Source organism: Terrabacter carboxydivorans (genome assembly GCF_039532035.1).
In the GTDB taxonomy this organism is placed as follows: Bacteria; Actinomycetota; Actinomycetes; order Actinomycetales; family Dermatophilaceae; genus Terrabacter; species Terrabacter carboxydivorans.
On record NZ_BAAARE010000008.1, the window covers coordinates 194,091 to 207,505 of the forward strand.

Here is a 13,415-nt window from a genome sequence, read left to right on the forward strand (position 1 = left end):
CCGGCTCAGGTGCCGGTGACGCCGGTGACGCCGGTGATCGAGTCGAGCGGGACGACGGCGGAGCCGATGGTCACGGTGGGCGTCGTGCCGGTGTAGGTGACCGACGAGACGAGGCCACTGCCCGCGACGCCGTCGGCGCCGAGGTAGCTGACGGTGCGGCCGAGCATCGCGGCTGCCGAGGCCCGCTGCTGGGCCTGCAGGCCCTTCGAGCTGTCCGTCGCCATCTGGCTCAGCTTCTCCATCATCGCCAGCTGCGTCGACTGGCCGATCATGGCGTTGGTGTCCATCGGCGAGCTGGGGTCCTGGTTCTTCAGCTGCGTCACGAGCAGGTTCATGAAGACCTCCGCGTCCATGGTCTGCTTCGGGGTGCGGGTCGGGGTCGTGGACGTCAGGCTCGTCGAGCCGACCGGTCCGATAGGGGTCGTGGTCATGGGACTCCTTCTGTCAGGCGATGACGTCGAGCCGGACGGACGACGGGAGGTGTGAGGGGGTGGCGGGGTCGGTCCGGGCGTCGGACGTGGCGCCGCTCGTGGACGGGTCGGCGGAGGGCATGACCGCCGGCTGGCGCGTCGGGGTCGGCAGGCCGTCCCGGCGACCGCCTCCGCCGTCGCCCGGCTGCCCGAAGGGGGACGGGCTCCCTTGCTGCGCCGACGGATCCGGCCGTGGAGCCGGACGGTCGGACAGGTCGAGGCTCGCCCCGAGTCCGGTCCCGGCGAGGTCGCGTCGCAGGTCCGGCAGGACGGCGTGGACCGCGGCGCGGCTCACGTCGTCGGGGCTGAACAGCACGATGCGTATGCCGTCGGCGCCGAGGTGCGCCCGCACCGTGACCGGACCGAGGTGCTCTGGTGACACCCGGATGGTGAGGACGTGCTGTCCCGGGGCGCCCGTTGCGAGCTCGACGAGGGGCCGTGAGAGCTGCGCCCCCAACGCCGGCGCCGGCTGGTGCGTCCACGAGGTCGGGACCGTGGGGGCGACGGTGCCCTGCGGCGGTGGCGGGGCGGTCGGAGGGGTCGGCACCATCCCGGTCGGCACCGGCGTCGGCGCGGCAGACGATGCCGGACCCGATGACGCAGACGTGCCCGTGGGGGTGGTCGTGTCCGCGGACGGGTCGGCCGTCCCGGACGACGAACCGGATGGTGTGAGGGTGGTGGTCACGCCCGTCACGAGCGACGACGCGACGGCGCCCACCGCTGACGGGTGCTCGGGCGCCGCTGTGCCGGGAGCTTCGCCGCGGCCGGCGAACGGCCCGCTGGACGCGCCCGAACCGTAGGACGTGGAGGCGTCGGCGCCACCACGAGGCGCGGTGAGGTCGGTGACCGGTGCAGCGGCCGCGGCCTGCCCCGGCAGGGCCACCGAGGCGGAGCCGACGAGAGGATTCCCCGATGCCGAGAGGCCCGGCGGCGATGCGACCGGGCCCGTCACCGCCGGTTGCCCTGCAGTCCCCGGCGTGCCGGACAGCGCGTCTGCGCCCCTGACGCCGTCGGTCGTCGAGCGGGCGGGCGTGGCGGTCAGCGCGGTCGGTGCGGTCGGTGCGGTGGGTGCGGTCGGTGGGCCGACGAGCGACACAGGGAGCACAGGGACGAGGAGAGTGAGGCCGAGCCCAGGCGTCGCCGGGACGCCACCGGCGGCGTCATCCCCCGTGTCCGAGTCCGCACCACCCCCGGCGTCGCCGCTCCCGCTGCCACCCTTGGTGCCACTGATCGCGCTGTCACGCAGGCCGACGGTGGGGCCACCGTCCGCGACCCGCTCGGACGATCCACCGCCGTCCGCCTGCTCGGAGTGGGCCACGGCCACCGCGGACGACGACGCCTCGCCGCGCACGCCACCGGCGGGGGCAGCGGCCGGGCGCAGAGCCGACGAGAGCAGGGACTGGAAGCTGGCCGATCCGGGCGCCGATCCGGCCGCCGTTCCGGCTGAGGCGGACGTCGCCGCACCTGCCGCGGGCCCGGGAGATGACGTAGCTCCACCGCGGACGGTCATGGGCATCAGGCGCCCGTCCCGTAGAGCTCGGAGACGATGCCGCGGGCCGTGCTCTCCCACTTGGCGTACGCGTCGGGGTAGGCGGAGCGCTGGACCGCCTGGTCCGCGGCGGCCACCGACATCGTCTGCCACCCCGGGAGGGCGGTGAGGCGGTCGAGGAACATGCGGGTCGAGGTGCGCGGGTCCATGGCGTCGGCGACCGTGCCCCACGAGAAGCGGGTGCCGTGCACCTGCTGCTGGAAGAGGCCGACGGAGTAGCCGTCGGTGCCGCGGGGCGCCCCGGCGGGAGCGAGCTCGCGAGAGCCGGGGACCTTGGGGTTCCAGTACATCCGCAGCGAGGACTCCTGCAGGGCCGTCGAGACGGCATTGACCGCGGCCCGGGCCGGCAGCCCGCGGGCACGGACCTCGTCGACGATGACCTGGGCGTAGCGCCGCTGGGAGGGGTCGAGCCGGGCGGTGGCCGGACCGACCGCTGCGGCCGAGGCAGGCACCGCGATGCCGGGTGCTGCCGCCGCCTCGGGGACGATACGGCGGATGGCGGTGAGGTTGCCGCGCAGCTCCCACGCGTCGCGCACCTGGATCGTCCGGCCCGGCATCGGGGCGTCGATGGCCTTGCCGTCCCCGAGGTAGATCGAGATGTGCCCGCTGCCGTGGCTGATGAGCAGGTCGCCGACGCGCGCCTGCGCCATGGAGGCGACGGGCGTGCCCAGCTTCATCTGCTGGGAGACGACACGGGGCAGGGCGACGCCGACGTCCTTGAAGACGCGCTGGACGAAGCCGGAGCAGTCCATGCCCCTGGCCGGGTCGGTGCCGCCCCAGACGTAGGGGACGCCGACGTAGCGCTTCGCCGCGGCGGCCACCTGGTCACCGGTCAGCCCCGGGCCGGACGACCCGGCGCCTCCGACCGCCCCCGAGAGGCCAGCCAGGCCGGCGAGCCCCGACAGCCCCGACAGCCCTGACGCGCCCGACAGGCCCGTCGCGTCGGTCGGTGTGCCGAGAGCGGCCGCCGCGGCCGTCCCGTCCGACCCCGCGGTGCCCAACGCCGCCGCCAGCGAGCCGGCGAAGTCCGTCCCGGCCGCAGACCCCGAGAGCGAGCCCGTCAGTGAGCCGGTGAGCGCCGATGCCGTCGAGCTGCGCCGCGCCGCAGCGGCCGACGCCGCGCGGGAGGCGGCGACCGGGTCGAACTGCGCCAGGGTGCCTTGGATCTGCTCGATCCGTCCCAGGGACTCGGTGAAGGTCACCGGGCGTCCCGTCGCGCCGAGCGGGAGAACGCCGACGAGCCGAGCTCGTCGAGCACGACCTGCTCGGCCACCAGCGCGGCGGCGTGCACGGTCTCGGTGTGGCGGTCCTCGAGCTTCTCGAGACCCAGCGTCCGGCCCCGCGCCGCCGAGTAGCCGCGCTGGGCGCTGGTGCGCTCGTCGTCGGCACCCGCGGTCAGCGCGTGCAGCTCGGCCAGCATCGCCATCGACGCCGCGCGCGCGGCGGCCACGGCCTGCAGCTCGTGGATCGTGTCGACCTCGGCGCGGATCGCCTCGGCCTCGGCGATGGCCCGGTCGGTGCGTGCGACGAGGGCTGCGTGGCGGGCGGTGGCGGCGCCGTAGACGGCCCCGGCCTGCTCCTCCTCGAGCCGGCGCAGTCGCAGCAGCCCTGCGAGAGAGAACGGTACGGTCATCGCGGCCCCCCGAGGGTCGTCGTGAGTCGGGCGAGGAGGTCCCACGCCTCGACGGCGGCGGTCCGCTCGTCGAGATGCTGGGTGAGGAAGGCCTCGATCGGCGCCGCGTGGTCGAGGGCGGCGTCGACGAGGGGGTTGGCGCCTCGCGTGTAGGCCCCGACGTCGATGAGGTCCTGGGCGGCGCGCCGGGCGGCGAGGACCCGACGCAGCGCCGTCGCGGCGGCGCTGCGCTCCGGAGGGTTCACCTTCGTGGCGACGCGCGAGATCGAGCCCAGCACGTCGATCGGCGGGTAGTGGCCCATCACGGCGAGCTTGCGGTCGAGCACGACGTGCCCGTCGAGGATCGACCGCGCGGTGTCGGCGACCGGCTCGTTGTGGTCGTCACCGTCGACGAGCACGGTGTAGATGCCGGTGACCGAGCCGGTGCGGTCGGTGCCGGCCCGCTCGAGCAGGCGTGCGAGGACGGCGAACGCCGACGGCGGGTAGCCCCGCGTCGCCGGCGACTCGCCCGCCGAGAGGCCGATCTCCCGCTGCGCCATGGCAACTCGCGTCAGCGAGTCCATCATGAGCAGCACGTGCGCGCCGGTCGCGCGGAACGACTCGGCGATGCTCGTCGCGGTGTCCGCGGCCCGCAGGCGCACGAGCGCGGGCTCGTCCGAGGTCGCGACGACGACGACCGACCTGGCGAGCCCCTCGGGGCCCAGGTCGTCCTCGAGGAACTCGCGGACCTCGCGACCGCGCTCGCCGACGAGGGCGATGACACAGACCTCCGCGTCACTGCCGCGAGCGACCATGGAGAGCAGCGACGACTTGCCGACGCCGGACCCGGCGAAGAGTCCGAGACGCTGACCGCGTCCGAGCGTCACGAGGGTGTCGAGGGCCCGGACGCCGGTGGCGAGGGGCATGTCGATGCGGGTGCGGTCCATCGGCGACGGAGCCCGGTCGGCGGGCCGCACCGTCGGCGCGTGGAGAGGGCCCCGGCCGTCGATCGGTCGTCCGAGGCCGTCGAGCACCCTGCCGAGCAGCGCGGGACCGGTGGGCACCCGAAGGCCTCCACGGACGGCGCGCGCGGCCTGGCCGACGCGGAGCCCCGCGACAGGCCCGAGCGGCATGCAGGTGAGCACGCCACGCGAGCTCGCGACCACCTCGGCACGCGTGGGCGATCCTGTGGCACAGGCGATCTCGACGTGGTCGCCGACGGCGCACGGCAGGCCGGCGACCTCGAGCGCCAGGCCGCGCACGGCCGACACCTCGCCGATGCGCTCCGGCGCAGCGGCGGTGGCGGCCGACTCCACGAGGTGTGCGAGGGCGCTCACGGGCGCGCCTCCATGACAGCGGCCCGGGCCCGTTCGAGCGAGCTGGCCACGCGGGCGTCGAGCTCACCGTCGGGATAGACGGCGACGGCGTCGCCGCGGCCGAGCGCGGGGTCAGGCACGAGCGCCACGGTCCCGGCACCCGTCCGGTCGGCCGCCGGGGCGAGGACGGTCAGGTCGTCGGGGTGCAGGCGCACGGCCACGACGGCCGGGGCGTCCGGGCCGGACAGCGCCCTCGACAGCGCAGCACGTGCCGCGTGCGGACCGTCGGCGAGCTCGCTGCCGATCACGGCCTCCGCCAGCGTGAGGGCCGCGGCGACGAGGAGCTCGTCGACGGAGGCGAGGGCCGGAGCGGTCCGCGTCGCGAGCGCACGGGCGGCCACGTCGAGCGCGGCGACCCCGCGGTCGGTGCGGGCTCGCTCGGCGGCAAGGGCGGCCGCGAGCGCCGCCTCCCGCTCGGCCTCCCGTGCGGCCGTCTCTGCAGCAGCGAGGCGCAGCCCCGCGGCATACCCGGCTGCATGACCGCGGGTGAAGCCCTCGGCCTCCCCCACCGGGTCGATCGTGGGGAAGACGACGGGGACGGCGACCACCGAGGCGTCAGTAGACAAGGTCGTCCTCCTCGCCCCGGCGCAGCGTGATGGTGCCTGCCTCCTCGAGGCCGCGGATCGAGCGGACGATGTCGGCCCGGGCCTCCTCGACCTCCGAGGCGCGCACCGGGCCCAGGGCCGCGAGCTCGGACTCGAGGATCTCGCGGATGCGGTCCGAGATGTTGCCGACGATGGTGTCGTGCACGGCCGGCGGCGCACCCTTCATGGCCCGCGCCAGGACAGCGGCATCGAGCCCGCGCAGGACGAGCTGGACGTCCTTGCGCTCGAGCTTGACGATGTCGCCGAAGGTCAGCATCTTGCTGCGCACCTCTTCGGCGAGCGTCGGGTCGGCGCCGGCCAGACCGTCGAGGACGGCGCGCTCGGTGGCCACGTCGGACCGGTTGATGATGTCGACGAGGGCCTGGACGCCTCCGAGGGCGCGCTGTCGGCGCACGCCCGGCGTGAGAGCCGCCCCGGTGCGTGCCCGAAGGTTGTCGGCGACGATGCGCACGGCCTCGGGCGTCGCCGGGCCCATGGTGGCGAAGGCGTGGGCGACGTCGGCTGCACGAGCCGGCCCGAGCCCGGCGATGACCTGGGCAGCCTGCTCCGGGTGGAGGTGGGCCAGCACGAGCGCGATCGTCTCGGGGAGCTCGCCGTCGAGGAGCGTGACCAGCTGGGCCGGGTCGACGCTCTCGAGGAAGTCGTAGGACTTGCCCGCCATCGTCGAGGTCAGGCGGTCCATGACGCCGGCGGCGCGGTCGCTGCCGAACGACGACTCGAGCAGCCCGGCGGCGAAGTCGCGGCCACCGAGGGTGGTCCGGCGCCCCGAGACGGCCATCTCGTGGAACTCGGCGATGACGTCCTCGGAGACGGCGGGGTCGACCCGGCTGAGGCGCACGATCTCGGCGGCGACGTCCTCGGCCTCGGAGTCGCTGAAGTGGCCCATCACCGCGGCCGCGCTCTCCGGGCCCATCTGCATGAGGACGATGGCGACCTTCTGGGTGCCCGTCAGGTGGGTGGTCGTGCTCATACCGGCTGCCGCTCGTCCATGAGGCCCCGCAGCAGCTCGGCCGTCTTGAGCGGCTCGGTCGCGCCGAGGCGGCTGACCTGGGCGCGACGCACCTCGGCGAAGGCGGCGTCCTCGCTCGGACCCGGCAGCTCGGGCACCGTGACCAGGCCCGCCGGTGCGGCCGGCAGCCGGACGGTGTCGGGGCCGGCCGTCACGGCCGTCAGGGCGAGGTCGTCGTCGACGACGACGAGGTCGCCGATGAGCTCGACCGGCTCGCGCACGGCGCGGCGACGGGCGCGCAGCCAGAGCACGAGCACGGCGATCGCGATGAGCAGCACGACCCCGGCCCAGACGAGGGTGGTCATCATCGCCTCGCCGGCGCGGGCCTCGTCGGCCGCCTGCTGCGCGGCGAGGGCGGCCTTGGCCTGGTCGGCGGCGGTCGTGCTGAAGGGCAGCACCTGGAGCGACAGGACGTCGCCGCGCGTGGTGTCGATGCCGGCGGCGGCCGACACGAGGTTCTGCAGGTCCTGCACGTTGAGGTTGCGGGCGGCGGCGGCGCTGATCGCGACCGAGACCGACTGGCGCTTCAGGGCGCCCGCCGGGATGGTGTGCTCCTCGGTGACCTTGTTGACGGCGTTGTCGCGGGTGTCCTTGGTGGAGTCGTAGGACCCGTTGCCCCCGGCGCCACCGGGCACCGCGATGTTGTCGGGTCCGAGGACTCCCGAGCCCTGTCCGGTCCCGGTGCCGCGGTACTTCTCCGTGGTCGTGGACTCGCTGAGCGGCGGCACGCCCTTGACGCCGGCGAAGGTCTCCGACGTCTGCTGCGCGGAGTTCTTGTCGACCTCGGGCGTCACCGCGACGGTGGCGTTGCCGGGCCCGAGCACCTTGTCGAGGACTGCCTGCACCGAGGCCTCGGTGCGCTGCTGGTACTCGCTCGTCTGCTTGGCGCCCGAGCCGCCCGTCCCGGCGCCCACGGACGAGAGCACCGTGCCCTGGGCGTCGACGACCGACACGTTGACCGGCTTGAGGCCCGGCACGGCGGCCGACGTCAGGTGCACGACGGCCTCGACCTTGTCGGCCGACAGCGTCTGCCCCGGCATGGCCTGGACGAAGACCGACGCCGTCGGCTCCCCCTGCTGCGCGGTGAAGACGGTCTTCTCCGGGATCGCGAGCTGCACCGAGGCGGTCTGGACGCCCTCGAGGTGCGAGATGGTCGTCGCCAGCTCGCCCTCGATGGCGCGCTTGTAGGTGACGTTCTGCTGGAAGTCCGAGGACGTGACGCCCATCTTGTCGAGGAGCGAGTAGCCGGAGGCGGGCGCAGCCGGCAGCCCGGCGGACGCCGCCTTGAGCCGCTCGTCGTAGACGTTGTCCTGCGGGACGAGGACCGTCGCGCCACCGTCGGCGAGCTGGTAGGGCACCCCGTCCTTGCCGAGCTGCTGCACGACGGCGCTCGCGTCGGCGCTGGCCAGGCCGGTGAAGAGGGGGCTGTAGCTGGGCTTGGTGACCCACGTCGTGAGCGCGACCGCACCGAGGGCGAGGACGGCCAGGCCGATGACGGCGACGGTGCGCTGGCCGACCGTGAAGGCCTTGACGGTGGCGCCGAGGCGCTGGAGCGTCGATGACAGGAACGGCGGCATCAGGCCTGCATCCTCATGATCTCGTTGAAGGCGTCGATCCCCTTGTTGCGCACGGCCGCCGCGACCTCGAGGGTCACCTGCGCCCGCGTCGCCGCGATCGTGGCCGCGTGGATGTCGTCGAGGCTTCCGGTGACGGCCTGCACGGCGAGTTGGTTGGAGCTCGACTGGAGCTGCTGGAGGTTGTCGACGGCGCCCGTGAGGCTGGCCGCGAAGTCGCCGCCGGTGCGCGAGGTCGCCGTGGTGCCCGACGCGGTCGAAGCCTCCGAGACGCCCGAGACGCCCGAGACGTTCGACGCAGCCGGGGAGACCGCGCCGGCCCCGAGCAGCGGACCGACGGGGCCGACGGCACCGATAGGACCGATGCTCACGAGGACCTGCCGATCTGCAGTGCGGCCTCGTACATGGTCCTGGCGCGGTCCACGACCTGAGCGTTCGCCTGGTAGCCGCGCTGGGCCATGATGAGCGAGCCCATCTGCTCGCTCAGGTCGATGTCGGGGTAGCGCACGTAGCCCTCGGCGTCCGCGAGCGGGTTGCTCGGCTCGAAGACGAGGCGCCCCGCGGCGTCGCCCTCCTGCACGCCGGCGACGTAGACCCCGGACGTACCGGGCCCGGCCTGCGCCTCGATGTAGCGCGCCCGGAAGGCGGGTCCGCTCGTCGGCGAGGCCGTGTTGGCGTTGGCGAGGTTGTCCGCGATGGCGTCGAGCCACTTGCGGTGCACCGTGAGGGACGACCCGGCGATCCCGATCGCGTCGAAGGTCATCAGCTCGTCCTCAGCGCCGAGCGCAGGCCGGTGAACTGCGTGTTGAGCGCCTGGGTCGCGAACTGGAAGCGCAGCACCGTGTCGATGTTCGACAGCGTCTCGGTGTCGAGGTTGACGTTGTTGCCGTTGGTCCGGGTGGGCTCGGCCGACAGCGACGTCGTCGCCGTGGCGCTCCCGTCGCCCTCCTGCACGGAGGCGGCGAGCGCCTCCTCGAACTGCACGCGCTGGGCGTGGTAGCCGGGCGTGTTGACGTTGGCGATGTTGTCGGCGATGGCGCGCTGGCGACGGGATAGGCCGTCGAGGGCACTGGTGAGCGCGGCGGACGTCACGGAATCGAGCACAGTTCTCCTGCAGGAACTCGCAAGGGGAGACGGCCGATCCCTGGCCTGACGCGGCGAGCAATCCGTGCTCGACCGGGACTATCGGCAGGTGCCCGAGGGGCGTTAGCCCTCGACGTCGACGAAGATCGCGGGCTGTCCCGGCAGGCTCGGGACCGAGCGCAGGGCCGTCAGGTGGTGACCGGCCGTGATCCGCACGGCGTCGACGCGCTCGGCGACGCGGGCCTGCGCGGCAGCGAGGGCCCGGGCCCGACCGAGGAGGTGGGCCGGGAGCGGGCCGAGCCCGCGCGGCGGCACCCAGGTGCCGAGCTGCGCCGCCATGACGGCCGCCTCGGAGGGTGGGTGCTGCTCCCCCAGCCCGCGCTCGACGGCGGCGAGGTCCGCCTCGAGGCGGTCGAGCACGGTGTCCCAGATGTCAGCCAATGGCGTGTCCCGTCCGGGCGGCGCCGGCGAGCGGCGCGTCCTGCAGGGCCGCGGCCGCATGCCACGCCTCCTGCAGGGGGGTGAGCAGGGTGATGGCCTCGCGCGTCCGCGCGACGTCACGGTGGATGTTGGCGTTGACGAGGGCCATGCGGACGTACTCGTAGAGCCCGAGGAGCCCCTCGGCCCCGTCCCAGACGTCGGGGCGCAGGGTCGCCGACAGCTCGGCGATGATCTCCTGGGCGTGCAGGAGCTGGCTGCCGGCCCGCTCCCAGTCGGCGACCTCCTGGGCGGCCTCGCCTCGGCGCAGGTCGAGCAGGAGTCGGTCGTAGAGCATCGTCAGCAGTCGCGCGGGGCTCGCGGAGAGGATCGCGTCCCGGGCGTACTGCTGGCGCGCGTCGGCTGCACTGGTCACGCGTCGTGTCCTTACTTGGTGTTCTGCGAGAAGGTCGGGAGCCCGGCGATCTGGCTCGTCAGCCAGGACTGCTGCGACTTCAGGGTCCCGAGGGCGGTGTCCATCGCGTTGTACATCGCGAGGACCGCCGTGCGGCGGTCGGCGAGGCGCTGGTCCCAGCTCGCGATGCGCGTGCCGAGGTCGTCCGACATCGACTGGCGACCGGCGATGAGCTGCGTGATGGTCCCGCTGGCCGGTGCCGAGGCGTTGGTGGCGGCGGTGGTGACGCGGCCGGCGATCTCGGCGAGTGCGGAGCGCGTCCCGGTCGGGTCGGCCGCGAGCGCGGCGGTGAGCTTGTCCTGGTCGAAGGAGAAGGTGCCGTCGCGCTGGATGACGATGCCGATCTCCGAGGGCGAGCGCCCGTTGCTCATGGGGCGGTATGCCGCGTCCGTGACCGCCGCGGCGATGGCGCGGACCGTCACGTCCCCCGTGAGCAGGCCGCCCGTCGCGGCGGAGACGCCGGACGAGCCGGACGTCGTCGTCACCTTCGTGGCCGCGCCGATGGCGCCCAGGAGGTCGTTGACGGAGGTGATGAGGTCGTTCGCCTGCTTGGCGATGCCGGCGTTGTCGCCGGTGACGGTGATCGTCGTCGCCGTGCCGACCCCGGCTGCCGTGGCGGTGACGGAGACGCCCGGCACGACGTCGGCGAAGGTGCTGGACGCGGAGGTCACGACCTGCTCGGCGGCCGTGCCGGCATACAGCAGCGCCTTGGCGTCCTGGGCGGGTGCGACGACGGCGGCACCCGGGCTGCTCATGAGGTCGGTGGCGGTGCCCGCGGAGACCTGGGCGGCGGTGCCCTCGTAGGCGCTGAAGGCGCCGGCCGCGCCGGAGCGGGTCGACGTGAGCTGGAGCCGGTAGAGGGGCGCGCCCTTGGCGTCGGTGCCTGCGGCCACCTTGAGGGCGCGCGCCGGTCCGCCCGAGGAGTTGACGGCTGCGACGACGTCGTCGATCGAGGTGCTCGCGGGGGTGACCTCGGTGCTCGCGCCGGAGGCGTCGACCAGGGTCAGGGTGGCGGGCGACCCGCCGGCCGTGGGCCACGCGCCGAGCGGTGCGGTGACGTCGACCTGGGTCCGGGCCAGCTGGGTCACGGTCAGGTCGAAGGTGCCGGCCGTCGCGGTGGTGCCGGCCCTGGCGGTGATGCCGGTGGTGCTGGAGGCCGCGGAGAGCAGGTTGAGCGCGTTCGGCGCCGCGACCTTGCCCCCGAGCGTGGCGAGGGCCGCCGCCTTGGTGTTGAGCCCGCGCAGGACGGTCATCAGGCTCTGCTGCTGCGACTGAGCCTGCTTGAGCTGCTGCTGGGGCAGTGCCTCGACCGCCATGAGCGAGTTGACGATCGAAGTGATGTCGAGCCCGCTGCCGAGCCCGTTGACCGAGACGGCCACGAGGTCCTCCTTGGGTCCTGCTTGGTCCTGCGGGTCCTGCTGGGCCGGCGGGTCCTGCGGGTCCTGCCCGTTCGGCAGGGACGCCGCGGGTGCTGCCGGCGGGCACGGGCGACGTGCGCGCCGTGCACGGGCCACGCAGCGTGGCGGCGACCGGAAGGGCCGACGACGGCCGGGGTGGGTCCTCCCCGGCCGTCGTCAGCGACCCCCCGGAACCGCTCAGCCGAGCAGCTTGAGGATGCCCTGGCCGGACTGGTTGGCCTGCGCGAGCATCGCCGTGCCGGCCTGCGAGAGGATGTTCGCCTTGGTGTAGTTGACCATCTCCGACGCCATGTCCGTGTCGGTGATGTGCGACTGCGACGCCGCGAGGTTCTGCGCCGAGACGTTGGCGATGTTCATCGCGTGGTTGAGGCGGTTCTGCACGGCACCGAGGTCGGCTCGGTTGCCCGAGACGGCCGTGATGGCCGTGTCGATGGCCGTGATCGTCGTCTGCGACGCCGTGTTGGTGCTGACGTCGAAGCCGGCGCCCGCTGCGGTGCCGTCGGCCGACATGAGCGTGCCGGTCGAGGTGCCCACGTCGGCGAGCGTCACGGAGATGACGTCGTTGGCGGTGCCACCGGCGCCGACCTGGAACGACTTCGAGCCACCCTTGAGCAGGTCGATGCTGTTGAAGTTCGTGCCGTTGGTGATGCGGTAGAGCTCGCGCGAGAGGTCGCCGGCCTCCTTGGCGATCGCGTTGCGCGAGTCGGTGTTGTTCGTGTCGTTGGCACCCTGCACCGCCAGGTCGCGCATGCGCTGCAGGATCGAGTGGACCTCGCCCAGGGCGCCGTCGGCGGTCTGGACCATGTTGATGCCGTCCTGCGCGTTGCGAGCGGCGACGCCGTAGCCGTTGACCTGCGAGCGCAGGCCCTCGGAGACGGTCAGACCGGCCGCGTCGTCGGCGGCCGTGTTGATGCGCAGGCCGCTGGAGAGCTTGGACATCGAGCTGGCCATGCTCGCCGAGGTGCGGCTGAGGTTCTGGTAGGCCTGCATGGCCGAGAGGTTGGTGTTGACGGTCAGAGCCATCGGAAGTTCCTCCATGAAATGGGTGGGGTGGTGCGGGGGCCCGTCCGTGGGCCCTCAGCAGCCACTGTCGGCAGCCCTCCCGGACGCGTTAGGACAATTCGGACAGAACTTCCGACGCGTCGCGTCCGGGCCTGCGCACCGCGCCGCCGGCCCGCACCGGGTTCCCGGGGACCCCTTATCGCCCACCCCGCACTGCCGATAGTGGAGACTGACGGTGCGGTTGGCACCGCTTCGCGAGGTCTCTGGATGGGGGATTCACGGTGGATGGCGGGGATCGATGGGCCGGAGGGGGTGGCACCGACACGACGGTCCAGGACCTGTCGGCCCGGCTCTGGTACGAGCGCGAGCTGCTGGACCTGCTGACCTTCAAGCTCGAGGAGGAGCAGCTCGTCCTGACGGCGGGCCGCACCCGCTGGCTCTCCCACGCCACCCGTGAGGTCGAGCAGGTGCTCGAGCGGCTGCGCGCGGCCGGGCTCGAACGGGCTGCTGCCGCAGCAACGGTCGCCCACGCGTGGGAGCTGCCCGACGACGCTAGCCTGCGCGACCTGGCGGACGGGGCACCCGACGCCGCCTGGGCCGAGATCCTGACGGCGCACCTGGCCGCGATGACCGACCAGACGGCCACGATCCGCGCGCTGCGCGACGCCAACTCCCAGTTCCTGCGCGCCGCGGCACGCTCGACGCAGGAGACGCTCGCCACGACCGAGCCGCCCGCGACGACCTATGACGCGCAGGGCCGCCCGGCCGCAGCGGGAGACGCCCACCTCTTCGACCGCAGCCTCTGAGCGAGACGTCCCGCTCCGC

The 13,415-nt window shown here is 73.8% G+C and carries 16 protein-coding genes; 1 reads left to right on the plus strand and 15 read right to left on the minus strand.

The features are described from left to right. Window positions 1-5 precede the first annotated feature (5 nt). From ABD297_RS10680 to ABD297_RS10750, 15 genes are all read right to left on the minus strand, one after another. Window positions 6-431 (minus strand): flagellar hook capping FlgD N-terminal domain-containing protein, encoded by a 426-nt coding sequence (locus ABD297_RS10680; RefSeq protein ID WP_344254908.1) that lies wholly within the window; start codon window positions 429-431, stop codon window positions 6-8. A gap of 13 nt (window positions 432-444) precedes the next feature. Continuing rightward, window positions 445-1,986 (minus strand): flagellar hook-length control protein FliK, encoded by a 1,542-nt coding sequence (locus tag ABD297_RS10685; RefSeq protein ID WP_344254909.1) that lies wholly within the window; start codon window positions 1,984-1,986, stop codon window positions 445-447. Further along, window positions 1,986-3,221 carry a C40 family peptidase gene (locus tag ABD297_RS10690; RefSeq protein ID WP_344254910.1) on the minus strand — a complete coding sequence of 412 codons (1,236 nt, stop codon included), beginning with the start codon at window positions 3,219-3,221 and terminating at the stop codon, window positions 1,986-1,988. The genes ABD297_RS10685 and ABD297_RS10690 overlap by 1 nt, the downstream gene beginning before the upstream one ends. After that, on the minus strand, window positions 3,218-3,652 hold the full coding sequence (locus ABD297_RS10695) for a hypothetical protein (protein WP_344254911.1): 435 nt from the start codon (window positions 3,650-3,652) through the stop codon (window positions 3,218-3,220). Before ABD297_RS10695 ends, ABD297_RS10690 begins: the two co-directional genes overlap by 4 nt. Continuing rightward, complete coding sequence (locus tag ABD297_RS10700; protein ID WP_344254912.1) at window positions 3,649-4,968, minus strand: FliI/YscN family ATPase; 1,320 nt, start codon at window positions 4,966-4,968, stop codon at window positions 3,649-3,651. Before ABD297_RS10700 ends, ABD297_RS10695 begins: the two co-directional genes overlap by 4 nt. Continuing rightward, the gene (locus tag ABD297_RS10705) at window positions 4,965-5,573 is read right to left on the minus strand and encodes a FliH/SctL family protein (RefSeq protein WP_344254913.1); all 609 of its coding nucleotides are present in this window, start codon (window positions 5,571-5,573) and stop codon (window positions 4,965-4,967) included. Before ABD297_RS10705 ends, ABD297_RS10700 begins: the two co-directional genes overlap by 4 nt. After that, on the minus strand, window positions 5,563-6,582 hold the full coding sequence (gene fliG, locus ABD297_RS10710) for a flagellar motor switch protein FliG (RefSeq protein ID WP_344254914.1): 1,020 nt from the start codon (window positions 6,580-6,582) through the stop codon (window positions 5,563-5,565). Before fliG ends, ABD297_RS10705 begins: the two co-directional genes overlap by 11 nt. Continuing rightward, complete coding sequence (gene fliF / locus ABD297_RS10715) at window positions 6,579-8,198, minus strand: flagellar basal-body MS-ring/collar protein FliF (RefSeq protein WP_344254915.1); 1,620 nt, start codon at window positions 8,196-8,198, stop codon at window positions 6,579-6,581. Before fliF ends, fliG begins: the two co-directional genes overlap by 4 nt. Further along, window positions 8,198-8,566 carry a flagellar hook-basal body complex protein FliE gene (fliE, locus tag ABD297_RS10720; protein WP_344254916.1) on the minus strand — a complete coding sequence of 123 codons (369 nt, stop codon included), beginning with the start codon at window positions 8,564-8,566 and terminating at the stop codon, window positions 8,198-8,200. The genes fliF and fliE overlap by 1 nt, the downstream gene beginning before the upstream one ends. After that, window positions 8,563-8,958 carry a flagellar basal body rod protein FlgC gene (flgC, locus tag ABD297_RS10725; RefSeq protein WP_344254917.1) on the minus strand — a complete coding sequence of 132 codons (396 nt, stop codon included), beginning with the start codon at window positions 8,956-8,958 and terminating at the stop codon, window positions 8,563-8,565. The genes fliE and flgC overlap by 4 nt, the downstream gene beginning before the upstream one ends. After that, the gene (gene flgB, locus ABD297_RS10730) at window positions 8,958-9,299 is read right to left on the minus strand and encodes a flagellar basal body rod protein FlgB (RefSeq protein ID WP_344254918.1); all 342 of its coding nucleotides are present in this window, start codon (window positions 9,297-9,299) and stop codon (window positions 8,958-8,960) included. Before flgB ends, flgC begins: the two co-directional genes overlap by 1 nt. Before the next feature lie 102 nt (window positions 9,300-9,401). Beyond that, window positions 9,402-9,719: a hypothetical protein gene (locus tag ABD297_RS10735; RefSeq protein ID WP_344254919.1), complete on the minus strand. Its 318-nt coding sequence runs from the start codon at window positions 9,717-9,719 to the stop codon at window positions 9,402-9,404. After that, window positions 9,712-10,131 (minus strand): flagellar export chaperone FliS, encoded by a 420-nt coding sequence (gene fliS / locus ABD297_RS10740; protein ID WP_344254920.1) that lies wholly within the window; start codon window positions 10,129-10,131, stop codon window positions 9,712-9,714. The genes ABD297_RS10735 and fliS overlap by 8 nt, the downstream gene beginning before the upstream one ends. An 11-nt stretch (window positions 10,132-10,142) precedes the next feature. Further along, window positions 10,143-11,549, minus strand: coding sequence for a flagellar filament capping protein FliD (fliD, locus tag ABD297_RS10745; protein ID WP_344254921.1), 1,407 nt, complete (start codon window positions 11,547-11,549; stop codon window positions 10,143-10,145). 216 nt (window positions 11,550-11,765) lie between these two features. Continuing rightward, on the minus strand, window positions 11,766-12,611 hold the full coding sequence (locus ABD297_RS10750) for a flagellin N-terminal helical domain-containing protein (protein WP_344254922.1): 846 nt from the start codon (window positions 12,609-12,611) through the stop codon (window positions 11,766-11,768). Between the two features lie 260 nt (window positions 12,612-12,871). Here ABD297_RS10750 and flgN point away from each other — a divergent pair, with 260 nt between their 5' ends. After that, the gene (flgN, locus tag ABD297_RS10755; protein ID WP_344254923.1) at window positions 12,872-13,396 is read left to right on the plus strand and encodes a flagellar export chaperone FlgN; all 525 of its coding nucleotides are present in this window, start codon (window positions 12,872-12,874) and stop codon (window positions 13,394-13,396) included. Window positions 13,397-13,415 lie beyond the last annotated feature (19 nt).